This is a genomic window from Pseudomonas pisciculturae (assembly GCF_015461805.1).
GTDB classification, from domain to species: domain Bacteria; phylum Pseudomonadota; class Gammaproteobacteria; order Pseudomonadales; family Pseudomonadaceae; genus Aquipseudomonas; species Aquipseudomonas pisciculturae.
On sequence record NZ_JACVZE010000008.1, the window covers coordinates 158,214 to 181,750 of the forward strand.

At 58.9% G+C, this 23,537-nt stretch carries 21 protein-coding genes; 3 read left to right on the forward strand and 18 right to left on the reverse strand.

Annotated elements, in window-relative coordinates; all coding sequences use genetic code 11:
* Window positions 1-80: 80 nt before the first annotated feature.
* The 14 genes from nuoF to ICY20_RS21605 form a co-directional block, all read right to left on the reverse strand.
* Window positions 81-1,436 carry an NADH-quinone oxidoreductase subunit NuoF gene (gene nuoF, locus ICY20_RS21540; protein ID WP_194938552.1) on the reverse strand — a complete coding sequence of 452 codons (1,356 nt, stop codon included), beginning with the start codon at window positions 1,434-1,436 and terminating at the stop codon, window positions 81-83.
* A complete protein-coding gene (gene nuoE / locus ICY20_RS21545; RefSeq protein WP_033896837.1) occupies window positions 1,433-1,930 on the reverse strand; it encodes an NADH-quinone oxidoreductase subunit NuoE in 498 nt (165 codons plus the stop codon). The genes nuoF and nuoE overlap by 4 nt, the downstream gene beginning before the upstream one ends.
* Window positions 1,931-1,932: 2 nt before the next feature.
* Window positions 1,933-3,717: an NADH-quinone oxidoreductase subunit C/D gene (nuoC, locus tag ICY20_RS21550; protein WP_159957771.1), complete on the reverse strand. Its 1,785-nt coding sequence runs from the start codon at window positions 3,715-3,717 to the stop codon at window positions 1,933-1,935.
* Window positions 3,718-3,790: 73 nt separating this feature from the next.
* Entirely contained in the window at window positions 3,791-4,465 is a 675-nt protein-coding gene (locus tag ICY20_RS21555; protein WP_194938553.1) for a NuoB/complex I 20 kDa subunit family protein, read from the reverse strand.
* A gap of 10 nt (window positions 4,466-4,475) precedes the next feature.
* Complete coding sequence (locus ICY20_RS21560) at window positions 4,476-4,889, reverse strand: NADH-quinone oxidoreductase subunit A (protein ID WP_003219575.1); 414 nt, start codon at window positions 4,887-4,889, stop codon at window positions 4,476-4,478.
* Window positions 4,890-5,546: 657 nt separating this feature from the next.
* Complete coding sequence (gene aceA / locus ICY20_RS21565) at window positions 5,547-6,872, reverse strand: isocitrate lyase (RefSeq protein WP_159957769.1); 1,326 nt, start codon at window positions 6,870-6,872, stop codon at window positions 5,547-5,549.
* A gap of 488 nt (window positions 6,873-7,360) precedes the next feature.
* On the reverse strand, window positions 7,361-8,098 hold the full coding sequence (locus tag ICY20_RS21570) for a secretin N-terminal domain-containing protein (protein ID WP_159957767.1): 738 nt from the start codon (window positions 8,096-8,098) through the stop codon (window positions 7,361-7,363).
* Window positions 8,099-8,330: 232 nt separating this feature from the next.
* Window positions 8,331-8,753 (reverse strand): GNAT family N-acetyltransferase, encoded by a 423-nt coding sequence (locus tag ICY20_RS21575; RefSeq protein WP_194938554.1) that lies wholly within the window; start codon window positions 8,751-8,753, stop codon window positions 8,331-8,333.
* Window positions 8,746-9,912 (reverse strand): ribosomal protein uL16 3-hydroxylase, encoded by a 1,167-nt coding sequence (locus ICY20_RS21580; protein WP_159957763.1) that lies wholly within the window; start codon window positions 9,910-9,912, stop codon window positions 8,746-8,748. Before ICY20_RS21580 ends, ICY20_RS21575 begins: the two co-directional genes overlap by 8 nt.
* A gap of 84 nt (window positions 9,913-9,996) precedes the next feature.
* Window positions 9,997-11,367, reverse strand: a complete 1,371-nt coding sequence (gene purB, locus ICY20_RS21585; RefSeq protein WP_159957761.1) for an adenylosuccinate lyase — start codon at window positions 11,365-11,367, stop codon at window positions 9,997-9,999.
* A 125-nt stretch (window positions 11,368-11,492) separates the two neighbouring features.
* Window positions 11,493-12,116 carry a high frequency lysogenization protein HflD gene (gene hflD / locus ICY20_RS21590; RefSeq protein WP_017737157.1) on the reverse strand — a complete coding sequence of 208 codons (624 nt, stop codon included), beginning with the start codon at window positions 12,114-12,116 and terminating at the stop codon, window positions 11,493-11,495.
* Window positions 12,113-13,237, reverse strand: coding sequence for a tRNA 2-thiouridine(34) synthase MnmA (mnmA, locus tag ICY20_RS21595; protein ID WP_159957759.1), 1,125 nt, complete (start codon window positions 13,235-13,237; stop codon window positions 12,113-12,115). Before mnmA ends, hflD begins: the two co-directional genes overlap by 4 nt.
* Window positions 13,238-13,296: 59 nt before the next feature.
* A complete protein-coding gene (locus tag ICY20_RS21600) occupies window positions 13,297-13,743 on the reverse strand; it encodes an NUDIX hydrolase (protein ID WP_194938555.1) in 447 nt (148 codons plus the stop codon).
* A gap of 229 nt (window positions 13,744-13,972) precedes the next feature.
* Window positions 13,973-16,198 (reverse strand): NADP-dependent isocitrate dehydrogenase, encoded by a 2,226-nt coding sequence (locus tag ICY20_RS21605; RefSeq protein ID WP_194938556.1) that lies wholly within the window; start codon window positions 16,196-16,198, stop codon window positions 13,973-13,975.
* Window positions 16,199-16,691: 493 nt separating this feature from the next.
* Here ICY20_RS21605 and icd point away from each other — a divergent pair, with 493 nt between their 5' ends.
* Entirely contained in the window at window positions 16,692-17,948 is a 1,257-nt protein-coding gene (icd, locus tag ICY20_RS21610; RefSeq protein WP_159957753.1) for an NADP-dependent isocitrate dehydrogenase, read from the forward strand.
* Window positions 17,949-18,028: 80 nt separating this feature from the next.
* Here icd and cspD read toward each other — a convergent pair whose 3' ends face one another.
* On the reverse strand, window positions 18,029-18,310 hold the full coding sequence (gene cspD, locus ICY20_RS21615; protein WP_159957751.1) for a cold shock domain-containing protein CspD: 282 nt from the start codon (window positions 18,308-18,310) through the stop codon (window positions 18,029-18,031).
* Between the two features lie 225 nt (window positions 18,311-18,535).
* On the opposite strand from cspD, the gene clpS reads away from it, so the two are divergent.
* Both clpS and clpA read left to right on the forward strand, forming a co-directional pair.
* Window positions 18,536-18,904 (forward strand): ATP-dependent Clp protease adapter ClpS, encoded by a 369-nt coding sequence (clpS, locus tag ICY20_RS21620; protein WP_005789091.1) that lies wholly within the window; start codon window positions 18,536-18,538, stop codon window positions 18,902-18,904.
* 29 nt (window positions 18,905-18,933) lie between these two features.
* Entirely contained in the window at window positions 18,934-21,204 is a 2,271-nt protein-coding gene (gene clpA, locus ICY20_RS21625) for an ATP-dependent Clp protease ATP-binding subunit ClpA (RefSeq protein ID WP_159957749.1), read from the forward strand.
* A 191-nt stretch (window positions 21,205-21,395) separates the two neighbouring features.
* Here the strand turns inward: clpA and infA are convergent, their stop codons facing one another.
* The 3 genes from infA to aat form a co-directional block, all read right to left on the reverse strand.
* Entirely contained in the window at window positions 21,396-21,614 is a 219-nt protein-coding gene (gene infA / locus ICY20_RS21630) for a translation initiation factor IF-1 (protein ID WP_002553999.1), read from the reverse strand.
* Between the two features lie 100 nt (window positions 21,615-21,714).
* On the reverse strand, window positions 21,715-22,422 hold the full coding sequence (locus ICY20_RS21635; RefSeq protein ID WP_159957747.1) for an arginyltransferase: 708 nt from the start codon (window positions 22,420-22,422) through the stop codon (window positions 21,715-21,717).
* Between the two features lie 55 nt (window positions 22,423-22,477).
* Window positions 22,478-23,158 (reverse strand): leucyl/phenylalanyl-tRNA--protein transferase, encoded by a 681-nt coding sequence (gene aat / locus ICY20_RS21640; RefSeq protein WP_194938557.1) that lies wholly within the window; start codon window positions 23,156-23,158, stop codon window positions 22,478-22,480.
* Between the last annotated feature and the right edge of the window lie 379 nt (window positions 23,159-23,537).

A 23,537-nucleotide genomic window follows, 5' to 3' on the forward strand; every position in this document is an offset into this window, starting at 1 on the left:
TATTCATGTGCATCTACACAGCCGTTAAGGCGTCAGCACATGAGAAAGCGAAGGGCACGGACCCTTCGCTTCTTTAAGCGTTACGCGCCGACTACGATCGGCCTCGCCAGAGGCGGGACGGCGGCGCTGGTAGGCGCGATGCCGGCTTCGAACTCCGAGCGGAAGTATTTGATGGCGCTGCCCAATGGCTCCACGGCGCCCGGTGCGTGAGCACAGAAGGTCTTGCCTGGGCCGAGGAAACCGACCAGGCCCAGCAGGGTTTCGATGTCACCCTCGCGGCCTTCGCCTTTTTCCAGGGCCATCAGCAGCTTGACGCTCCACGGCAGGCCGTCGCGGCATGGGGTGCAGAAGCCGCAGGATTCACGGGCAAAGAACTGCTCCATGTTGCGCAGCAGCGAGACCATGTTCACGGTGTTGTCCACCGCCATCGCCAGGCCCGTACCCATCCGGGTGCCGACCTTGCCGATGCCGCCGGCATACATCTGTGCGTCGAGGTGCTCAGGCAGCAGGAAGCCAGTACCGGCACCGCCTGGCTGCCAGGCTTTCAAGGTGTAGCCGTCGCGCATGCCGCCGGCGTAGTCCTCGAACAGCTCGCGTGCGGTCACGCCGAACGGCAGCTCCCACAGGCCAGGGTTCTTGACCTTGCCGGAGAAGCCCATGAGCTTGGTGCCCATGTCTTCGCTGCCTTCACGGGCCAACGATTTGTACCAGTCCACGCCGTCGGCGATGATCGCCGGCACGTTGCACAGGGTCTCGACGTTGTTCACGCAGGTCGGCTTGCCCCACACGCCAACGGCGGCAGGGAAGGGCGGCTTGGAACGCGGGTTGGCGCGACGGCCTTCGAGGGAGTTGATCAGTGCGGTTTCTTCACCACAGATATAACGCCCGGCGCCGGTGTGCACGAACAGTTCGAAGTCGAAACCCGAACCGAGGATGTTCTTGCCCAGCAGACCCGCTGCCTTGGCTTCTTCTACCGCACGGTTGAGGTGCTTGGCGGCGGTGGTGTATTCGCCACGCAGGAAGATATAGCCACGGTAGGTTTTCAACGCGCGGGCGCTGATCAGCATGCCTTCGATCAGCAGATGGGGCAGTTGCTCCATCAGCATGCGGTCTTTCCAGGTATTGGGTTCCATTTCATCCGCGTTGCACAGCAGGTAGCGGATGTTGATGGATTCGTCTTTTGGCATCAGGCCCCACTTCACGCCAGTGGGGAAGCCTGCACCGCCGCGGCCTTTAAGGCCTGCGTCTTTCACGGTCTGGACGATGTCGTCCGTGGCCATGTCGGCGAAGGCTTTGCGCGCAGCGGCGTAACCGTTCTTGGCCTGGTATTCGTCGAGCCATACCGGCTCGGCATCGTCACGCAGGCGCCAGGTCAGCGGATGGGTCTCAGGCGAACGCTTGATCAGGTTGGCCGGGCCGAAAGATGTAAGGGTCATGGGTAGCCCTCAAGCAATTGGGTCACGCCAGTTGCCTGCACGTCACCGAATGTGTCGTCGTCGATCATCAACGCCGGCGCCTTGTCGCAGTTGCCCAGGCAGCACACCGGCAGCAGCGTGAAGCGGCCGTCCGGGGTGGTTTGGCCGAGGCCGATGCCCAGTTTGGTCTGGATCGCGTCAACCACTTTCTCGTGGCCGCCGATGTAGCAGACCATGCTGTCGCACACGCGAATGATGTGGCGGCCAACCGGTTGGCGGAAGATCTGGCTGTAGAACGTGGCCACGCCTTCAACGTCGCTGGCCGGGATGCCGAGGATCTCGCCGATGGCGTAGAGGGCGCCGTCCGGCACCCAGCCACGTTCCTTCTGAACGATCTTCAAGGCTTCGATCGACGCCGCGCGCGGGTCTTCGTAGTGATGCAGCTCGTGCTCGATGGCCGAGCGCTCGGTTTCACTCAAGGTGAAACGGTCTGTCTGGATAAGCGTGCTGTTCATGCTTAGCGGTCCACGTCGGCCATAACGAAATCGATACTACCCAGGTACGCAATCAAGTCCGCGACCATCTCGCCTTTGATCACCGAAGGGATCTGCTGCAAGTGCGGGAAGCTTGGGGTGCGAATCCGGGTGCGGTAGCTCATGGTGCCGCCATCGCTCGTCAGGTAATAACTGTTGATACCCTTGGTCGCTTCAATCATCTGGAAGGATTCGTTGGCCGGCATGACCGGGCCCCACGAAACTTGCAGGAAGTGCGTGATCAGGGTTTCGATGTGCTGCAGCGTGCGCTCTTTGGGCGGCGGCGTGGTCAGCGGGTGATCCGCCTTGTACGGGCCGGCCGGCATGTTGCGCATGCACTGCTCGATGATCTTCAGGCTCTGGCGCATTTCTTCGACGCGCACGATGCAACGGTCGTAGGCATCGCCATTGGCCGCCAGCGGCACTTCGAACTCGAAGTTCTCGTAGCCGGAGTACGGGCGCGCTTTACGCAGGTCGAAGTCGCAACCGGTGGAGCGCAGGCCAGCACCGGTGACGCCCCATTCCAGGGCCTCTTTGGTGTTGTACTGAGCGACGCCGATGGTACGACCCTTGAGGATGCTGTTATCCAGCGCAGCCTTTTGGTACTCGTCCAGACGCTTGGGCATCCAGTCGATGAACTCTTTAACCAGGCGCTCCCAGCCGTTCGGCAGGTCGTGTGCAACACCGCCGATGCGGTACCAGGCCGGGTGCAGGCGGAAACCAGTGACGGCTTCGATGACCTTGTAGGCGCGTTGACGGTCGGTGAAGGTGAAGAACACCGGGGTCATTGCGCCGACGTCCTGGATATACGTACCCAGGAACAGCAAGTGGCTGGTGATGCGGAAGAACTCGGCCATCATGATGCGGATGGTGTCGACGCGGTCTGGCACCTTGATGCCGGCCAGCTTCTCGACCGAGAGCACGTATGGCAGGTTGTTCATCACGCCGCCGAGGTAGTCGATACGGTCGGTGTACGGGATGAAGCTGTGCCATGACTGGCGCTCGGCCATCTTCTCGGCACCACGGTGGTGGTAGCCGATGTCTGGCACGCAGTCGACGATTTCTTCGCCGTCCAGTTGCAGGATGATACGGAAGGCGCCGTGGGCCGAAGGGTGGTTCGGGCCCAGGTTGAGGAACATGTAGTCCTCGTTGGTGCCGGAGCGCTTCATGCCCCAGTCTTCCGGACGGAAGCGCGCCGCTTCTTCTTCAAGTTGCTGCTTGGCCAGGTTCAGGCTGAACGGGTCAAATTCGGTGGCGCGGGCAGGGAAGTCCTTGCGCAGCGGGTGACCTTCCCACGTTGGCGGCATCATGATGCGCGTCAGGTGCGGGTGGCCAGGGAAGTCGATACCGAACATGTCCCAGACTTCACGCTCGTACCAGCTGGCGTTCGGCCAGATGCCGGTGACGGTCGGCACGCTCAGGTCGCTCTCGGAGAGGGCAACCTTGATCATCACGTCGCTGTTACGTTCCAGCGACATCAGGTGGTAGAACACGGTGAAATCGGCGCCGCTCGGCAGGCCCTGACGCTTGGTGCGCAGACGCTCGTCCACGCCATGCAGGTCATAGAGCATGACGTACGGCTTGGGCAGGTTACGCAGGAAGGTCAGGACTTCGACGAGCTTGGCACGCGCCACCCACAGCACCGGCATACCGGTGCGTGTGGCCTGGGCGGTGAAGGCGTCAGGGCCAAAACGGTTATTGAGTTCGACGACCACATCCTGGTCGTCTGCCTTATAAGGCGGGATGTACAGAGCGCTGCCTGTAGTCATGGTTTTTTTATCGCTTTCGGTCAACGTAAAGAATGAAGCCAGGTGTTCGTTCTATAAAAGAAGCGGTACTGGATCAGACTTCGTCAGGGCTGCGCAGGTTGGTGACTGCGATTCGCTGTTCGCGGCGCTCTTCCTTTTGCGAAGGCATCTCGGCGCGGTAGACGCCTTGATCGCCGACGACCCAGGAAAGCGGGCGACGCTCCTTGCCAATCGATTCCTGCAACAGCATCAAGCCTTGCAGGAATGCTTCAGGGCGAGGCGGGCAGCCAGGCACGTAGACGTCCACGGGCAGGAACTTGTCCACCCCTTGAACCACAGAGTAGATGTCGTACATGCCGCCAGAGTTGGCGCACGAACCCATGGAGATAACCCATTTTGGTTCGAGCATTTGCTCGTAGAGACGCTGGATGATCGGCGCCATCTTGATAAAGCAGGTGCCGGCGATAACCATGAAATCCGCCTGGCGCGGCGATGCCCGGATAACTTCGGCGCCAAAGCGCGCGATGTCGTGGGGCGCCGTGAAGGCGGTGGTCATTTCTACATAGCAGCACGACAGGCCGAAGTTGTACGGCCACAGGGAGTTTTTACGCCCCCAGTTGACCGCGCCATTCAGCACGTCTTCGAGCTTGCCCATGTAGATGTTTTTGTGGACTTGATCTTCTAACGGATCGGAAACGGTTTCCCGTTCGCCGATGGGGTACTGATCGTTAGGAGCATCCGGGTCGATCCTGGTGAGATTGTATTGCATCGCCAAAGCCTCATTGTTTCAGCTTCGCTTGCCGCTTACGACGAGCTTCCGGAGCCCAATCAAGGGCGCCCACTCGGAATAGGTAGACAAGGCCTGCCAACAGAATTGCTATGAAAACGAGAGCTTCGACGAATCCGGTCCAGCCGCTTTCGCGGACGGACACAGACCAGGCAAAGAGAAAGAGGGCTTCGATATCGAAGATCACGAACAGCATCGCGACCAGATAGAATTTGGCTGAGAGCCGCAAGCGGGCGCCACCTGTAGGCAGCATGCCGGACTCGAACGGTTCATTTTTGCTGCGGCCCCAGGCTTTTGACCCAAGGAGGCTGGAGACACCGAGCATGAAGGCACAGAGGCCGACAACACCGAGAAGGAAAATGGCAAAGCCCCAGTTGTGGGCCATGAGTCCTGTCGCTTCGGTCATGCTGGAAGTCCTTAACAGAGAGCAAAGGTCTCTGAGCTTAAAAAAGTAACGATGCAGTGACGATATGTCGCACTGCAATCAATCGCGGTGATTTTATGGCTAAACACCGGGCAAGTAAAATTCCTATAGCGAAATTATTCGATGGAATAAGGACATAGTGCACCTTCTTGGGGCTGTAGCCCTTGCGGGACGGGCATTAGCGGGCATTTGATCAAATGTGTTTTGTTTAAGCTGTAACGAAGTTTTCATCGTCCAAATGATAATGACTATTGTTTGCGCGGGGTTTAAGCGAATGTTTCTCGTGTGGCGCGGGAAGTTGTCGTTACTTGGTTGAATGCGGCTTAGTTGTTGACGGGGATCTTTTAACTGATCCGGGTGAGGCGGGTACCGCTCTGGATCAATGTTTTGCGCAAAATCCCAGGGTTGTCAATTTTTTAGTGTGAGAGGGGGCTTGCCCCCGATGGCAGTGGATCAGCTTGCACATGTGTTGTCTGACCCGCCCCTATCGGGGGCAAGCCCCCTCCCACATTTTGATCTTCATTTTGTCAGGGAGGTTTTCACGAAATAAAAAAACGCCCCGAACCAGTCGGGGCGTGATTGTTGTGCGGCACTGCGGTTAGCTCTTTAGTGGTTCCGCCGTGGCCGTGTACGCGGTGCTTAGTGGAACTGCTCTTCTTCAGTCGAACCGGTCAGCGCGGTCACGGACGAGGAGCCGCCCTGGATCACGGTGGTCATGTCGTCGAAGTAGCCGGTGCCCACTTCCTGCTGGTGCGCCACGAAGGTGTAGCCTTTGGACGCGTCAGCGAACTCTTGCTCTTGCAGCTTCACATAGGCAGTCATGTCGTTGCGGGCGTAGTCGTGCGCCAGGTTGAACATGCTGTGCCACATGTTGTGAATGCCAGCCAGGGTGATGAACTGGTGCTTGTAGCCCATGGCCGACAATTCGCGCTGGAACTTGGCGATGGTCGCGTCGTCCAGGTTCTTCTTCCAGTTGAAAGAAGGCGAGCAGTTGTAGGACAGCAGTTGGTCCGGGTATTCCTTTTTGATCGCTTCGGCGAAACGGCGGGCTTCGTCCAGGTCTGGCTTGGCGGTTTCGCACCAGATCAGGTCGGCGTACGGCGCGTAGGCCAAGCCGCGGGCGATGGCTTGGTCGAGACCGGCGCGTACTTTGTAGAAGCCTTCCTGGGTGCGTTCGCCAGTCACGAATGGCTGGTCGTACGGGTCGCAGTCCGAGGTCAGCAGGTCTGCTGCGTTGGCGTCGGTGCGGGCCAGGATGATGGTCGGCGTGCCGGCAACGTCAGCGGCCAAGCGGGCAGCGGTCAACTTCTGTACGGCTTCCTGGGTTGGAACCAATACTTTGCCGCCCATGTGGCCGCATTTTTTCACGGAAGCCAGTTGGTCTTCGAAGTGAACGCCGGCAGCGCCTGCCTCGATCATGCTCTTCATCAGCTCGTAGGCGTTCAGTACGCCGCCGAAACCGGCTTCAGCGTCAGCCACGATTGGCGCGAAGTAGTCGATGTAGCCTTCGTCGCCTGGGTTCTTGCCGGCTTTCCACTGGATCTGGTCGGCACGACGGAACGAGTTGTTGATGCGCTTGACCACAGTTGGAACCGAATCCACTGGGTACAGCGATTGGTCGGGGTACATGGACTCAGCGGAGTTGTTGTCCGCTGCCACTTGCCAGCCGGACAGGTAGATCGCCTGGATGCCGGCTTTTACCTGTTGCACTGCCTGGCCGCCAGTAAGGGCGCCCATGCAGTTGACGAAATCTTTGTCGGGGCGGAAGGATGGCTTGGCACCTTGGGTTACCAGGTTCCACAGCTTCTCGGCGCCGAGTTTTGCAAAGGTGTGCTCTGGTTGAACCGAGCCACGCAGGCGGACGACGTCAGCAGCGGAATAAGCGCGGGTCACGCCTTTCCAGCGTGGGTTTTCAGCCCAGTCTTTTTCGAGGGCTGCAATTTGCTGTTCGCGTGTCAGTGCCATGGGGAAAAACCTCGTCGCATAGGTCTAGGTGGAAAGATCCATTTGCCAGCCGCGCAATCGTTGCGGGGTATGGCTGCTCGCTGACCAGAAGCATAGGCGGTCAAGTCAGGTTCGACGGGGAAGGCGACGGGATGAACGATTGGCGAGAGGGCGGGTAGGTAAAGGCGGACCAAGAACAATCTTCAGGCGTCGTGGGCCCTTGGGTGTTCATCAGCGTGTTGCCGGGTTACCTGGTTAGCTTCCGTCCCTCGGGACAACTTCGTTCCAGTCGCAACCAAAGTCAAACACACCTTGTGGGCGGTACAGACACGAATCGGCTCAGGTGGGTAGCTTGGAGCGACGATCCGAAGGCCCTTGCCAGGGCCCCTGATTAGCGGGAGCGAGGCCATCATGCCCATGCTTTTTTGGATCGTCAAATGTTTTGTAGTGCTATTTTTTGGGCACTACATCTTTAGTCTAATACGACTCATCAGTCAGTTTTTGGTGCTTCAGTTCAGGGTGTCGACCTTGACCCGCACAGTCAGGTCATCGCGCCCCTGAGTAGAGTAGCTGCGGGTTGTAGAGGATTTGTCGGCCTGGGTCTGGCGATTGATGCCGGCCAGGGTGATCCACTCGCCCAGGCGGCCGCTGATAGTTGTGTCGGTACTTTGTACGTTCACTACATCGGGACGTTCCTGGCTCATGCGGTCACGGTTGGTACTGATTGCCAGGTGAACGGTGTCGCCGGTGACGCTGGCGGTCACGTAGAAACCCTGGGTTACGTTGCGGTATTGGGTTTGGTTTTGTAGGCGGCCGTAGCTGTCTTGCTGGGTGCTGGTGAGCGGCACGCTTTGGCCAACCTGGATCAGCGCCGGTACGCCTTCGCTGGCCTGGATCTGCTGCACGCCGCCGTCACGGCTGGTGGTGCCGTAGCTGATGATGCGGGTTTGGCTGTCGCCGCTGGCCTGCTGGTTGGTTTCGTTGGTGTCGACGGTGATCAGCAGGCGCTTGGACGGCGTGTCCAATTGACTGAGCAGGGCACGCAGGTCCTGGATCTTGCCGGGGTCCGCGTTGACGATAAGCTGGTTGCCGTAGGCGCTGACGGTGCCGTCCTTGCCGATGAAATTCTGCGCCACTGGCAGCAGGTCGGCGCTGGTGCGGTTGTTGAGGTTGACCACTTCGGTGTCGGCCATCGCCGAGGCACTGACGGCCAGCAGGAGGGCGGTGAGCAGGGTGCGTAGGGACATGTCCGTTATCTCTGCGAGTCAGTTGGGCTTGATAGTGCCAGTTTGTCGGCCGGGCGGGGTGCTTGTTGAATCGTAGACGGCAAAATGCCCTGGCAGGGCAGGGCATTTTGGGGTGTTGCTGATTAAGTCATCGCGGGCAAGCCCGCTCCCACATTTTGACCGCATTCCAAGGGGAGGACTCGGTCAAGTGTGGGAGCTGGCTTGCCTGCGATGCAGGCGCCGCGGTCTAGGATCAGTCTCCGCGCACCATATCCACATGCGGAATCCCGACTTCAAGAAACTCATCGCTGACAATCTTGAAACCCAGCCGCTCATAGAACGGCGCTGCATACACCTGAGCACTCAGGAACTGCTTGGCCTGGCCACGTTCTTCGGCCACCCCAATCACCGCTTCCATCAGTTTGTCGCCGACCTTCAGCCCGCGCCAATCCTTGAGCACCGAGACGCGCCCGATCTCGCCGCTTTCCAGCAAGCGCGCGGTGCCAATCGGAAAATCGCCTTCGAATGCCAGGAAATGCACCGCATCAGCGTCATCTGCATCCCATTCCAGCTCAGGTGGAACCGATTGTTCAGCGATAAATACCGCTTCACGAATGCGCCGTATCTCAGCGATATCCTTTTGCCAGTCTGCGACACTTACGTGAATCTTATTCATCGGCAAACCCCAGGCTTCCTTGCTTGACCAGTTCGCACAGCAGGTCGCGACCGTCTTCGTCTGCCAGCCATGGGCCAAGGTTTTCGGCGTGCAGGGCGTCGGCGGCGCAGACCAGCTTCAGCAACTCGCGCAGCTTGCCCGGCAGGTAACGGCTCTGGCCACTGGCGAACAGCAGCACGTCATCGTCCACTTCCGACCAGGCCATGCGCGCGCTTGGGTTGCGCACCAGGATGGCGCCGTCTTGCAGGGTGCTGATGAAGTCTTCCTCGCCCAACTCTTCGCCGGCCACCAGTTCCGGGTAGCGCGGCTCGGTCATGAACTGGCCGAACCAGGTCAGCAGCATGCGCTCGTCGCTCATGTGCTCGGCCAGCAGGCTTTTCAGGCGGTCGAGGGCGTCGCTCTGGATCTGGTGCGGGTCGCTGACCGGCTGGGCGTCGGCGTCGGTGTAACGCTCTTCGTCCGTCAGGTACTGGCTGAGGAAGTCGGTGAAGTGGGTCAGCACTTCGGCGGCGCTCGGGGCGCGGAAGCCGACCGAATAGGTCATGCAGTCGTCTTCGGCAATGCCGAAGTGCGCCAGGCGCGGCGGCAGGTAGAGCATGTCGCCCGGCTCCAGCACCCATTCGGCGCTTTCTTCGAATTCGGCGAGGATGCGCAGGTCGGCGTGTTGCAGCAGCGGGCTTTCGGAGTTGCACATCTGGCCGATTTTCCAGTTGCGCTTGCCCTGGGCTTGCAGCAGGAACACATCGTAGTTGTCGAAGTGCGGACCCACGCTGCCGCCGGGTGCGGCGAAGCTGATCATCACATCGTCGATACGCCAGCTCGGCAGGAAGCGGAACTGCTCCAGCAGCTCGGCGACTTCCGGTACGAACTGGTCAACCGCTTGTACCAGCAGGGTCCACTCGCGTTCCGGCAGGGTGCTGAAGGCGTCTTCGGCGAACGGGCCGCGGCGCAGCTCCCACGGGCGCTCGCCGTGTTCGATCACCAGGCGCGACTCGACTTCTTCTTCCAGGGCCAGGCCGGCCAGTTCGTCGGCGTCGATCGGGCTTTCGAAATCAGGGATGGCCTGGCGGATCAGCAGGGGTTTTTTCTGCCAGTAATCGCGCAGGAATTCCCGTGCCGTGATGCCGCCCAGAAGTTGAAGAGGGATGTCAGGATTCATGTGTAACCTATTGAAAGAAAGCACTTTTCAGACTGGAATAAAAACGCCCGGCGCGGCCGGGCGTCTCAAAGGGTCTTGCGATGATCAGATGCGCTTGGCTTGATCTACAGCGTTACCGATGTAGTTGGCCGGAGTGAGCAGTTTCAGCTCGGCCTTGGCGGCGGCTGGCATGTCCAGGCCGTCGATGAAAGTTTGCAGCGCTTGCGGGCTGATGCCCTTGCCGCGCGTCAACTCTTTCAGCTTCTCGTAAGGGTTTTCGATGTTGTAGCGGCGCATCACGGTCTGGATCGGCTCGGCCAACACTTCCCAGCAGGCATCCAGGTCAGCGGCGATTTTCTGCTCGTTGAGTTCCAGCTTGCTGATGCCTTTGAGGCTGGCTTCGTACGCGATCACGCTGTGGGCAAAGCCCACGCCGAGGTTGCGCAGTACGGTGGAGTCGGTCAGGTCGCGCTGCCAGCGGGAGATCGGCAACTTGCTGGCCAGGTGCTGGAACAGGGCGTTGGCGATGCCGAGGTTGCCTTCGGAGTTTTCGAAGTCGATCGGGTTGACCTTGTGCGGCATGGTCGACGAACCGATCTCACCGGCAATGGTGCGCTGCTTGAAGTAGCCCAGGGAGATGTAGCCCCAGATATCGCGATCGAAGTCGATCAGGATGGTGTTGAAGCGCGCAATGGCGTCGAACAGCTCGGCGATGTAGTCGTGCGGTTCGATCTGGGTGGTGTAGGGGTTGAAACCCAGGCCCAGCTCGTCTTCGATGAAGGCGCGGGCGTTTTCTTCCCAGTCGATCTCAGGGTAGGCCGAGATGTGAGCGTTGTAGTTGCCCACGGCGCCGTTGATCTTGCCCAGCAGCGGCACGGCCGCAACTTGAGCGATCTGACGCTCCAGGCGGTACACCACATTGGCCAGTTCTTTACCCAGGGTGGTCGGCGAGGCCGGCTGACCGTGGGTGCGCGACAGCATTGGCACGTCGGCAAAGCGGATAGCCAGTTCGCGGATGGCGTTGGCGGTCTGGCGCATCAGCGGCAGCATCACGTCATCACGGCCTTCGCGCAGCATCAGGGCGTGGGACAGGTTGTTGATGTCCTCGCTGGTGCAGGCAAAGTGGATGAACTCGCTGACAGCAGCCAGTTCCGGCAGCTTGGCTGCTTGCTCTTTGAGCAGGTATTCGATGGCTTTGACGTCGTGGTTGGTGGTGCGCTCGATCTCTTTCACACGCTCGGCGTGCTCCAGGGAGAAGTTTTCCGCCAGGGTGTTGAGCACGGCGTTGGCTTGCGCGGAAAACGCCGGCACTTCGCTGATGGCGGGGTGAGCGGCCAGGCGCTGGAGCCAGCGCACTTCAACCAGAACACGAGCACGGATCAGGCCGTATTCGCTGAAAATAGGGCGCAGGGCCTGGGTTTTGCCGGCGTAGCGGCCGTCAACAGGGGAAACCGCAGTGAGCGAAGAGAGCTGCATGGGGTGTTCTCGGACAGTCGGGCAACGAAATGGGGCGCGTATCATACATGAAAAAATCCGCCGGTCCGTCGCCAACTGACCGGCGTATTACGCGTGACGCTTGAAAAAAACGCTGTTGCTGCGACTTATTCGTTGCGCATCAACGGGTAAAGCTCTTTAAGCAATTTGCGTCGGCTGATGACCAACTGCCAACGATGACCGCCCAATTGACGCCACAACCGCGCCGAACGAATGCCGGCCAACAGCAGGGCGCGGATTTTCGAGGCGTTGTTTGGTTGTTGCAGGTTGCGCATGTCGCCGTGCACCTGGATGCGTTGGCGCAGGGTGCTCAAGGTGTCCTGGTATAGCGCACCGCAGGCGGCGATCACGTTTTCGTGGGCCGGGCCGAAGTGTTCTACCTGGGATTGAATCTGTGGCAGGCGCTTGCCGATGACTTCCAGCATGTCCTCGCGCTTGGCCAGTTGACGCTCAAGGCCGAGCATCGACAGGGCATAGCGTAGGGGCTCGCGCTGCAAGGTGCTGGGGTCGCGCTCCAGGGCGCCGATCAGTGCGCGGTAGCCTTCGCGCAGGGCGATGTCGTCGCCGCCGTAGACTTCCAGGGTGTCCTTGGGGTCGCGGATCAGCAGGCTGCCGAGCATGCAGGTCAGGCCTGCCTCGGTGACCTGGCCGGTCTTGGCGATCTTGTCCACCAAAACGGCGGCGAGGAAAACCCCGCCCAGTGCCGTCAATTGCTCCTGGGTCGGGCTCATGCCTTGTGGCTCCAGGCTTCTGCGATTTCAATCACGCCGCCGCCCAGGCAAATTTCGCCATCGTAGAACACTACGGACTGGCCGGGCGTGACCGCGCGTTGCGGGTCATCAAAGGTGGCGCGATAGCCGGTAGCGGTTTTTTCCAGCGTGCACGGCTGGTCGCTCTGGCGATAGCGCACCTTGGCGGTCAGGCGGCGCGGGGTGCTCAGGTCGATTGGGTTGACCCAGTAGATTTCCGAGGCCAGCAGGGCGCCTGAGAACAGCAGTGGATGCTCGTTGCCCTGGCCGACGATCAGCTCGTTGTTTTCCAGGTCCTTGACCAGCACGTACCAAGGCTCTTCGCCGGCGTCTTTCAAGCCGCCGATGCCCAGGCCTTGGCGTTGGCCGATGGTGTGGTACATCAAGCCATGGTGGCGGCCGATGACTTCACCGTCGGTGGTCTTGATCTCGCCCGGTTGTGCCGGCAGGTATTGCTTGAGGAAGTCGCTGAAGCGGCGCTCGCCAATAAAGCAGATCCCCGTAGAGTCCTTCTTCTTGGCGGTGGCCAGGCCGTGTTTCTCGGCGATCTTGCGCACTTCGGGTTTTTCCAGCTCGCCCACCGGGAACAGGGTCTTGGCGATCTGTTCACCGCCGACGGCGTGCAGGAAATAGCTCTGGTCCTTGTTCGGGTCCAGGCCTTTAAGCAGTTCGGTACGGCCATCGATATCGCGACGGCGCACATAGTGCCCAGTGGCGATCAGGTCGGCGCCCAGCATCATGGCGTAGTCGAGGAACGCCTTGAACTTGATTTCGCGGTTACACAGGATGTCCGGGTTCGGCGTACGACCGGCCTTGTATTCGGCCAGGAAGTGCTCGAACACGTTGTCCCAGTACTCGGCGGCGAAGTTGGCGGTGTGCAGCTTGATACCGATCTTGTCGCACACGGCCTGGGCGTCTGCCAGGTCGTCCATGGCGGTGCAGTATTCCGTTCCATCGTCTTCTTCCCAGTTCTTCATGAACAGGCCTTCCACCTCATAACCCTGCTCCATGAGCAGAACGGCGGAAACGGAAGAATCCACGCCGCCGGACATGCCGACGATGACGCGCTTCTTTTGTGTGTCAGAAGGGGCTGGATCACGCATAGGGTTTCAACGGGTGTCTTGAAAAAGGACGCGATTCTATCAGGCTCAGGCGTCCAAGGCTAAAGAGAAGGGCGGATCAATTCGAGACTGTGGCAGTGGCCGGCCAAATAATCATCGATGCAGCGGATGATCAGCTCGCTGCGCCAGTTGTCGCGCGCCGCCATTAACTCATCACGGGTCAGCCAGCGGGCGCGCAGGATGCCTTCGTCGAGTTGATAGTCCGGGTGGTGTTTCAGCGCCTTGGCGATGAAGCAGACCCGTTGATAGGTCACGCCGTTGCTGGGGGCGGTGTAGAGGTAGATGCCGACGATGCCTGAAGCTTCGACGTCCCAGCCGGTTTCTTCGAGGGTTTCGCGCACGGCGGCTTCGGTCAGGGTTTCATGCGGGTCGAGGTGGCCAGCGGGTTGGTTGAGCACGGCGCGGCCGTTTTTGAGCTCTTCGACCATCAGGAAGCGGCCGTTGTCTTCGACGATGGTAGCGACGGTGATGTGGGGTTGCCAGGTCATTCAGAACCTCGATTCAGGGTGTGGCGCGGTCTTTGAGTTGGATTGCAGTCAGTGTGGGGGCGGGCTCGCTCGCGAATGCGGTGGGTCAGTCGCTGTAAATGTTGACTGAATCACCGCATTCGCGAGCAAGCCCGCTCCCACATTTTGATCCGGTGTGTTCAACAAAATTGCAGTATCCGCAAACAAAAACCCCGGCACTGGGCCGGGGCTTCTTTGCATCCTTACAACCTTACTTCAACTTGGCAATTGCCGCGTTGAGGGTGTTGCTTGGGCGCATGGCTTTGCTGGTCAGCTCCGGGCTCGGCGCGTAGTAGCCGCCGATGTCCACTGGCTTGCCCTGTACGGCGTTGAGCTCGGCAACGATGGTTGCCTCGTTCGCGGTCAGGGTTTCGGCCAGTTCGCCAAACTGCGCTTGCAGTGCAGTGTCTTCGCTCTGGGCAGCCAGGGCTTGAGCCCAGTACAGCGCCAGGTAGAAGTGGCTGCCGCGGTTGTCGATGTTGCCGACTTTGCGCGAAGGCGACTTGTTGTTGTCGAGGAACTGGCCGGTGGCCTGGTCCAGGGTCTTGGACAGTACCAGGGCTTTTGGGTTGTTGTACGTCACACCCAAATGCTCAAGGGAGGCCGCCAGGGCCAGGAACTCGCCCAGGGAGTCCCAGCGCAGGAAGTTCTCTTCAACCAGTTGCTGCACGTGCTTCGGAGCCGAACCGCCAGCGCCGGTTTCGAACAGGCCACCGCCGTTCATCAGCGGCACGATGGACAGCATCTTGGCGCTGGTGCCCAGCTCCATGATCGGGAACAGGTCGGTCAGGTAGTCACGCAGCACGTTACCGGTCACCGAGATGGTGTCCAGGCCCTTGCGGGTGCGTTCCAGGGTGAACTTCATCGCGTCGACCGGGGCCATGATGCGGATGTCCAGGCCTTCGGTGTTGTGGTCTTTCAGGTAAGCCTGAACCTTCTCGACCACGACGCCGTCGTGCGCACGCTTAGGGTCCAGCCAGAAGATAGCTGGAGTGGCGCTGGCGCGGGCACGGTTGACGGCCAGTTTGACCCAGTCCTGGATCGGCGCGTCTTTGGTCTGGCACATGCGGAAGATGTCGCCGGCTTCGACTTTCTGTTCCATCAGCAGGTTGCCCTTGCTGTCGGTGACGCGCACTACGCCGTCAGCCTTGATCTGGAAGGTCTTGTCGTGAGAGCCGTACTCTTCGGCTTTCTTCGCCATCAGGCCAACGTTTGGCACGCTGCCCATGGTGGTTGGGTCGAATGCGCCATTGGCCTTGCAGTCTTCGATGACCGCTTGGTAGATGGTGGCGTAGCAGCGATCCGGGATCACGGCCTTGGTGTCGTGCAGTTGGCCGTCGGTGCCCCACATTTTGCCGGAGTCACGGATCATGGCCGGCATCGAGGCGTCGACGATAACGTCGCTCGGCACGTGCAGGTTGGTGATGCCTTTGTCGGAGTTGACCATCGCCAGGGAAGGGCGAGCGGCGTAGACCGCTTGGATGTCAGCTTCGATCTGCGCTTGCTGGTCGGCCGGCAGCGCCTTGATACGCGCGTACAGGTCGCCGATGCCGTTGTTCAGGTTGAAGCCGATCTGCTCCAGCACGGTGGCGTGCTTGGTCAGGGCGTCTTTATAGAACTCGGCTACGATCTGGCCGAACATGATTGGGTCGGAGACCTTCATCATGGTGGCTTTAAGGTGGACCGACAGCAGCACGCCTTGTTTCTTGGCGTCTTCGATTTCAGCGGCGATGAAGCTGCGCAGGGCTTTCTTGCTCAGTACGGCGCTGTCGATGATCTCGCCAGCCTGTACGGAGGTCTTTTCCTTCAGAACAGTCGCGGCGCCGTCCTGGGCGATCAGTTCGATCTTGACGGCGTCAGCGGCTTCGATCTGTACGGCTTTTTCGCTGCCGTAGAAGTCGCCATTGCTCATGTGAGCGATGTGCGACTTGGAGTCAGCAGCCCAGGCGCCCATTTTGTGCGGGTGCTTGCGGGCGTAGTTTTTGACCGACAGCGGAGCGCGGCGGTCGGAGTTGCCTTCGCGCAGTACCGGGTTCACGGCGCTGCCCTTGACCTTGTCGTAACGTGCACGGGTTTCTTTTTCCGCGTCGGTGGTTACGGTTTCCGGGTAGTCCGGCAGGGCGTAGCCCTGGGCCTGCAGTTCCTTGATCGCGGCTTGCAGCTGCGGGGTCGAGGCGCTGATGTTAGGCAGCTTGATGATGTTGGCTTCAGGCGTAACGGCCAGGTCGCCCAGTTCGGCGAGGTGGTCCGGGATGGCCTTGGCGCCCAGTTGCTCAGGGAAGCTTGCGAGGATGCGCGCGGCGAGGGAGATGTCGCGGGTTTCCACGGCAATATCAGCGGAAGCGGTGAAGGCCTCTACGATAGGCAGCAGTGAATAGGTGGCGAGGGCCGGGGCTTCGTCGGTGAAGGTGTAGATGATCTTCGAGCGGGTGGGCATATTCGGATTAACTCTCTTCTTTGCTGAAAGCGTGCGCAGAAACTCGAGATGCGCCGGGTGGAGCGCGTTCGTTCAAAGTCATCCATGAGCGAAATGTCGAGGTTTCTTCGCGGTGATGTTGGGTTGCATCAGTCGAGCGTCAAGCGTTTGGACTATTGTAATAGTCCTGCTTTCTGGCTGAAGGCTACTGTCTAGAGCGGTCAGCTGTCGTGACTCTTGGGTCAGCGGCGGCATTATACATAGGTCGCTATGCTTACGCCGAGCCTTCATACAAAAGGTGTGTCGTCCATTGGTCTAAAGGTCGCAGGTACTTCGTCGCGCCGAAAGTCGCATGGCGTGCTCAAGATTGGCGATTTTGCCTTTGATTTCAGGCTTGTAGGCGACTAATTGTGCTGTTTTCGATGCAAATGAGCATGGCGTGAGGTTTCAGTCGCCATTTATCTGGAGTAGGCTCGAACGCAGCCAGATGTTCAATCCATAGATGGAGTTCAGCATGGGATACAAGAAGATTCAGGTTCCGGCCGTCGGCGACAAAATCACCGTCAATGCAGACCATTCTCTCAATGTTCCTAATAACCCGATCATCCCTTTTATCGAAGGTGACGGTATCGGCGTCGACATCAGCCCCGTGATGATCAAGGTGGTCGACGCAGCTGTTGAAAAGGCCTACGGCGGCAAGCGCAAGATCTCCTGGATGGAGGTGTACGCCGGCGAGAAGGCCACTCAAGTCTACGACCAGGACACCTGGCTGCCCCAGGAAACCCTGGATGCGGTCAAGGATTATGTGGTTTCCATCAAGGGCCCGCTGACCACCCCGGTAGGTGGCGGCATCCGTTCACTGAACGTGGCCCTGCGTCAGCAACTCGATCTCTATGTCTGCCTGCGCCCGGTTCGATGGTTTGAGGGTGTGCCGAGCCCGGTGAAGAAGCCTGGCGATGTGGACATGACCATCTTCCGGGAAAATTCCGAGGATATTTACGCAGGTATCGAATGGAAGGCCGGCTCGCCTGAGGCGATCAAGGTAATCAAGTTCCTTAAGGAAGAGATGGGCGTCACCAAGATTCGTTTTGATCAGGACTGCGGCATTGGCGTGAAGCCGGTGTCGAAGGAGGGTACTGAGCGTCTGGCGCGTAAAGCCCTGCAATATGTAGTGGATAACGACCGCGACTCGCTGACCATTGTGCACAAAGGCAACATCATGAAGTTTACCGAAGGCGCCTTTAAAGAGTGGGCGTACGGTATTGCCGAGAAAGAGTTCGGCGCGACCCTGCTCGACGGTGGCCCGTGGATGCAGTTCAAGAACCCCAAGACCGGCAAGAATGTCGTGGTCAAGGATGCCATCGCTGACGCCATGCTCCAGCAGATCCTGTTGCGGCCGGCAGAATATGATGTGATCGCAACCCTTAACTTGAACGGCGATTATCTTTCCGATGCGTTGGCGGCTGAGGTGGGGGGGATCGGTATCGCGCCGGGCGCCAACCTGTCCGACACCGTGGCAATGTTTGAGGCGACCCACGGCACTGCGCCCAAATATGCGGGCAAGGATCAGGTCAATCCGGGTTCGTTGATTCTGTCGGCTGAAATGATGCTGCGTCACATGGGCTGGGTGGAGGCGGCTGACTTGATCATCAAGGGTACCAACGGTGCGATTTCAGCCAAGACGGTAACCTACGATTTTGAGCGCTTGATGGAGGGCGCGAAGCTGGTGTCGTCGTCGGGCTTTGGGGATGCGTTGATTTCGCACATGTAGATCTAGTCGTAAAAAAATCGGCCATTCCAAGTTGCTTGGGGTGGCCGATTTTTTTATTGCAGTTGCGCGCTCGGGGCGGGTCAGGCCGTTTGTTTCTTCTCTACGTGGTGAGCGTGTGAGGCTGCAGTTTTTGCGTGTATATCGACTTTCACTGCGTCGATGTTGGTAGCGTGCAGCCCTTTCGGTCCTTGAATGATTTCAAACGTTACCAACTGGCCAGCTTTCAGCGTTCTATACCCTTCCATGATAATCGCTGAGTAATGCGCAAAAAGGTCTTCGGTTTTACCTTCTTCATTGATAAAGCCGTAGCCCTTGGCATTGTTGAACCATTTGACCTTGCCATTGATCTTGACGCCAGACATACCCATATCCCTCTGCACCAGACTCCATCACTGGAGTATCATCCAGTTTATCCGTCCTAACCCGAATAAATTAAGGTTGACTGCGCGGACCTTTTTTACCCACTGTGGGTTCTATTGGTTGTAACACTGATTTGCCGATAGTCAAGGCGACCAGTCGGTCAGAGTTGAAATTCTGACAGGTCGCCCCCACCACTGTAATTGAACCACTGACGAACCTTTCTTTCCATGCATGCAAACAGCCAGATTCGACTAACATTCAATCAGGATCGACCGGATCAGGAACATGATGACGACGGTTCTGCAGGCATTGCTGTTCAGGAGGCCAAGCCTGCTCTACAGGCGCCGCCGATGTACAAGGTGGTTTTGTTCAATGATGACTACACACCGATGGATTTCGTGGTCGAAGTACTCGAGGTGTTTTTTAACCTGAACCGCGAGTTGGCGACCAAGGTAATGCTGGCCGTTCACACAGAAGGACGGGCAGTATGTGGAGTGTTTACCCGCGACATCGCCGAGACAAAGGCCATGCAGGTCAACCAGTACGCCAGGGAAAGCCAGCATCCGCTACTCTGTGAAATCGAGAAGGACGGTTAACGCCGACCACTTGGGTATGAGGTGAAGCTATGTTAAACCGCGAGCTCGAAGTCACCCTCAATCTTGCCTTCAAGGAGGCTCGTTCGAAGCGTCATGAATTCATGACCGTCGAACACCTGCTGCTGGCACTTTTGGATAATGAAGCTGCCGCCACCGTGTTGCGTGCGTGCGGCGCCAACCTCGACAAACTCAAGCATGATTTGCAGGAGTTTATCGACTCCACGACCCCACTTATTCCGGTTCACGATGAAGACCGTGAAACCCAACCAACCCTGGGTTTTCAGCGCGTGCTTCAGCGTGCCGTGTTCCATGTGCAGAGCTCCGGTAAGCGAGAAGTGACAGGTGCGAACGTACTTGTGGCTATTTTCAGCGAGCAGGAAAGCCAGGCAGTGTTCCTGCTTAAGCAGCAGAGCGTTGCCCGTATTGATGTCGTCAACTACATCGCCCACGGTATCTCCAAGGTGCCTGGGCACGGCGATCATTCCGAGGGTGAGCAGGAGATGCAGGACGACGAGGGCGGTGAGTCTTCTTCTTCGGGCAATCCACTGGATGCCTATGCCAGTAACCTCAATGAGCTGGCGCGTCAGGGGCGGATCGATCCGTTGGTGGGGCGTGAGCTGGAGGTTGAGCGTGTAGCGCAGATCCTGGCGCGTCGTCGCAAGAACAACCCGCTGCTGGTGGGCGAGGCGGGCGTGGGTAAAACCGCGATTGCCGAAGGCCTGGCCAAGCGCATCGTCGATAATCAGGTGCCTGACCTGCTGGCCAACAGTGTCGTCTACTCCCTTGACCTGGGTGCCTTACTCGCCGGGACCAAGTACCGTGGTGACTTCGAGAAGCGCTTCAAGGCGTTGCTCAGCGAGCTGAAAAAACGCCCGCAGGCCATCCTGTTCATTGATGAAATCCATACCATCATTGGTGCCGGTGCGGCGTCCGGTGGGGTCATGGACGCTTCCAACCTGCTCAAGCCGTTGCTGTCGTCGGGTGATATCCGTTGCATCGGCTCGACCACGTTCCAGGAATTCCGTGGCATCTTCGAGAAAGACCGTGCCTTGGCGCGTCGCTTCCAGAAGGTTGACGTCTCTGAGCCTTCGGTGGAAGACACCATCAGCATCCTGCGCGGGCTCAAGGGGCGTTTCGAAGCGCACCATGGCATCGAGTACACCGATGAAGCCCTGCGCGCTGCCTCTGAGCTGGCGTCGCGCTACATCAATGACCGGCACATGCCGGACAAGGCCATCGACGTGATCGACGAGGCGGGTGCCTACCAGCGCCTGCAGCCGGTCGAGAAGCGTGTGAAGCGCATCGATGTTCCCCAGGTCGAGGACATCGTGGCGAAGATTGCGCGTATTCCGCCTAAACACGTCAACAGTTCCGACAAAGAGCTGCTGCGTAACCTGGAGCGTGATCTCAAGCTCACCGTGTTCGGTCAGGATGCTGCCATTGATGCGCTGTCCACTGCGATCAAGCTTTCGCGTGCGGGCCTCAAGTCTCCGGACAAGCCCGTCGGTTCGTTCCTGTTCGCAGGCCCGACCGGCGTCGGCAAGACCGAAGCGGCGCGGCAGTTGGCCAAGGCCATGGGGATCGAGCTGGTACGCTTCGACATGTCCGAGTACATGGAGCGGCACACTGTGTCGCGCCTGATTGGTGCGCCGCCGGGCTATGTGGGTTTCGACCAGGGCGGCTTGCTGACCGAGGCGATTACCAAGCAACCGCATTGCGTGCTGCTGCTCGATGAAATCGAGAAGGCTCACCCGGAAGTCTTCAACCTGCTGCTGCAGGTCATGGACCACGGTACCCTGACCGACAACAACGGGCGCAAGGCGGACTTCCGCAACGTGATCGTGATCATGACCACCAACGCCGGCGCCGAGACCGCTGCGCGGGCTTCGATTGGCTTCAGCCATCAGGATCACTCTTCCGATGCGATGGAAGTGATCAAGAAGAGCTTTACGCCGGAGTTCCGCAACCGCCTGGACACCATTATCCAGTTTGGTCGCCTCAGCCATGAGGTCATCAAAAGCGTGGTGGACAAGTTCCTCACCGAGCTTCAAGCGCAGTTGGAAGACAAGCGCGTGCAGCTGGACGTGACGGAAGCGGCGCGCAGTTGGATCGCCGAAGGTGGATACGACGCGGCAATGGGCGCTCGCCCGATGGCGCGCCTGATCCAGGACAAGATCAAGCGGCCTCTGGCCGAAGAGATCCTGTTTGGCGAGCTTTCCGACCATGGTGGCGTGGTGCATATCGACCTGAAGGACGGCGAGCTGACCTTCGAGTTCGAGACCACGGCTGAAATGGCCTGATTGATAGTCGCAATAAAGCAAAAGGCGCCGAAAGGCGCCTTTTTGCTGTCTTCAAATATTGGAATTCATTAACAGCAATGGAGATCAAATGTGGGAGGGAGCAAGCCCCCTCCCACAGGATTTCTCAGTGCCTGATAAAACCTGTGCACACAAAAACGCCCGGCATAACCGGGCGTTTTGTATTGACTTGCTTAGCGAGCGCGGTAAGTGATGCGCCCTTTGCTCAAGTCATAGGGCGTCAGCTCGACGCGCACTTTGTCACCGGTAAGAATACGAATGTAGTTCTTGCGCATCTTGCCGGAGATATGCGCGGTTACGACGTGCCCATTTTCCAACTCCACACGAAACATGGTGTTGGGCAGGGTGTCGACGACAGTGCCTTCCATTTCGAAGCTGTCTTCTTTCGACATGCAGTAAAGCCCTCGGTATCCAGTGAATGGCCCGGTGCAACTGCGCCAGGCAAAAGCGGCGTGCATTGTGCCCGAAAAAGGGTGTTTAAGCCAAGGGGTTCTAGTTAAGCACGACCCATCTTTGATTAATCAGCAGTTCTATGGGCCGATATTGGGTCTTATAGCTCATCTTTTTGCAGTTTTTGATCCAGTAGCCCAGGTACACCGCCTCCAACTCCTGGCGCATGGCTTCGCTGATTTGCCAGAGGATCGCGAAACGCCCCAGGCTGCGACGCTCTTCGGTCGGCTCATAGAAGGTGTAGACCGCCGACAGGCCGTTAGGCAGCAAATCGGTCACGGCCACCGCCACCAGGCGGCCGTCAGTGCGAAATTCGTAGAAGCGCGAAAAAGGCAGGTCGCGTACCAGGAACGTGGAAAACTGATCGCGGCTGGGCGGGAACATATCGCCATCGGCATGGCGTTGTTCGATATAGCGCTGGTAGAGGTCGAAGTACTCCTCGGTGAATCGAGGCTTGCTCGATGTCACCGTCAGGTCGGCATTGCGCTTGAGAATGCGCTTCTGATTGCGGTCCGGCAGAAACTGCGCCACAGGGATGCGTGCCGGCACGCAGGCATTACAGTTTTGGCAATGAGGCCGGTACAAATGGTCGCCGCTGCGCCGAAAACCCATTTCCGAAAGATCGGCATACACATGCACGTCCATTGGCTGGCTGGGGTCGAGGAACAGCGTGGTGGCCTGCTCGTCGGGCAGATAGCTGCAAGAGTGAGGTTGAGTGGCATAAAACTTCAAACGCGCCAACTCGGTCATGATCAACCCTCGGATAAGCTTTGAAATAAGTGTAAGCCAGGTGCGACAAAGTCGCCTAGGAAACCCAAGGCCCGGTGTTGGGTTGATCCAGGTGGTCGCGCAGCAAACCTGCGAATTCACTGCGGGGTATGGCGCGGGCGCCCAGGCTGTGCAAGTGATCGTTGGGCATTTGGCAATCGATCAGCACAAACTCCCAGGCCTGCAATTGACGGGTCAGGGTGGCAAAGCCGAATTTCGAGGCGTTGTCGGCGCGGCTGAACATGGACTCACCGAAGAACAGCTGGCCCATCGCCAAGCCATACAGCCCACCCACCAATTCGCCGGCGTCCCACACTTCTACCGAATGGGCATGGCCGCGCCGGTGCAACTCCAGGTAAGCGCTTTGTATGCCTTCGGTGATCCAGGTGCCGTCGGCGTAGGCTCGCGGTGCGGCGCAGGCCTGGATGACGGCGGCGAAGTCTTGATCGAAGGTCACGGTGTAGCGTTGTTGGCGCAGTAACTTGCCCAGGCTGCGGGATACATGCAACTCATCGGGGAAGATCACCGTGCGCGGGTCTGGCGACCACCAGAGGATCGGCTGGCCCTCTGAAAACCATGGGAAGCACCCGTGGCGGTAGGCCTGTACCAGCCGTTCGGGCGACAGGTCGCCACCCGCGGCGAGCAAGCCGTTGGGTTCGCGCATCGCTTTGGCCAGTGGGGGAAACGTCAGTGAATCGCGTTGTAACCAGGTCAGCATGGCATCCAGGCTTGTGGAAGGGGAGGGGAGTGGCAGGTATGTGATCTGCCTCGGCAGTGCTGATTATTGTCGACGCAGCGCCATCGGGCCAGCCCGAATCCGGCATTGACCCGTATAAGCGTAAGCAAGTGATTCTGCAACTCTATGCCGGGGATGCGGTCGTAATCGGGTCTGCGGGATGCAGGCCATTTGCCAAGCTGCCCTGGATTAGTAAAAACAGCTCATAAGCCTTTGTCAGCAAAGGCAATGCATGCTCAAATTGAACATGTCGTAACACTTCAATTAGCTATGCTGCCGGGTAGGGGGCAGGGGCGTGGCATCGCGAACACAAACCCGTACAATGCGGGCATTGTGGCGCTATTGCCATTCCATCAAGTAA

Coding starts and splice junctions, on each gene's coding strand:
- nuoF (WP_194938552.1), bottom strand. CDS start 1,436: ATGACCCTTACATCTTTCGGCCCGGCCAACCTGATCAAGCGTTCGCCT.
- nuoE (WP_033896837.1), bottom strand. CDS start 1,930: ATGAACAGCACGCTTATCCAGACAGACCGTTTCACCTTGAGTGAAACC.
- nuoC (WP_159957771.1), bottom strand. CDS start 3,717: ATGACTACAGGCAGCGCTCTGTACATCCCGCCTTATAAGGCAGACGAC.
- ICY20_RS21555 (WP_194938553.1), bottom strand. CDS start 4,465: ATGCAATACAATCTCACCAGGATCGACCCGGATGCTCCTAACGATCAG.
- ICY20_RS21560 (WP_003219575.1), bottom strand. CDS start 4,889: ATGACCGAAGCGACAGGACTCATGGCCCACAACTGGGGCTTTGCCATT.
- aceA (WP_159957769.1), bottom strand. CDS start 6,872: ATGGCACTGACACGCGAACAGCAAATTGCAGCCCTCGAAAAAGACTGG.
- ICY20_RS21570 (WP_159957767.1), bottom strand. CDS start 8,098: ATGTCCCTACGCACCCTGCTCACCGCCCTCCTGCTGGCCGTCAGTGCC.
- ICY20_RS21575 (WP_194938554.1), bottom strand. CDS start 8,753: ATGAATAAGATTCACGTAAGTGTCGCAGACTGGCAAAAGGATATCGCT.
- ICY20_RS21580 (WP_159957763.1), bottom strand. CDS start 9,912: ATGAATCCTGACATCCCTCTTCAACTTCTGGGCGGCATCACGGCACGG.
- purB (WP_159957761.1), bottom strand. CDS start 11,367: ATGCAGCTCTCTTCGCTCACTGCGGTTTCCCCTGTTGACGGCCGCTAC.
- hflD (WP_017737157.1), bottom strand. CDS start 12,116: ATGAGCCCGACCCAGGAGCAATTGACGGCACTGGGCGGGGTTTTCCTC.
- mnmA (WP_159957759.1), bottom strand. CDS start 13,237: ATGCGTGATCCAGCCCCTTCTGACACACAAAAGAAGCGCGTCATCGTC.
- ICY20_RS21600 (WP_194938555.1), bottom strand. CDS start 13,743: ATGACCTGGCAACCCCACATCACCGTCGCTACCATCGTCGAAGACAAC.
- ICY20_RS21605 (WP_194938556.1), bottom strand. CDS start 16,198: ATGCCCACCCGCTCGAAGATCATCTACACCTTCACCGACGAAGCCCCG.
- icd (WP_159957753.1), top strand. CDS start 16,692: ATGGGATACAAGAAGATTCAGGTTCCGGCCGTCGGCGACAAAATCACC.
- cspD (WP_159957751.1), bottom strand. CDS start 18,310: ATGTCTGGCGTCAAGATCAATGGCAAGGTCAAATGGTTCAACAATGCC.
- clpS (WP_005789091.1), top strand. CDS start 18,536: ATGCATGCAAACAGCCAGATTCGACTAACATTCAATCAGGATCGACCG.
- clpA (WP_159957749.1), top strand. CDS start 18,934: ATGTTAAACCGCGAGCTCGAAGTCACCCTCAATCTTGCCTTCAAGGAG.
- infA (WP_002553999.1), bottom strand. CDS start 21,614: ATGTCGAAAGAAGACAGCTTCGAAATGGAAGGCACTGTCGTCGACACC.
- ICY20_RS21635 (WP_159957747.1), bottom strand. CDS start 22,422: ATGACCGAGTTGGCGCGTTTGAAGTTTTATGCCACTCAACCTCACTCT.
- aat (WP_194938557.1), bottom strand. CDS start 23,158: ATGCTGACCTGGTTACAACGCGATTCACTGACGTTTCCCCCACTGGCC.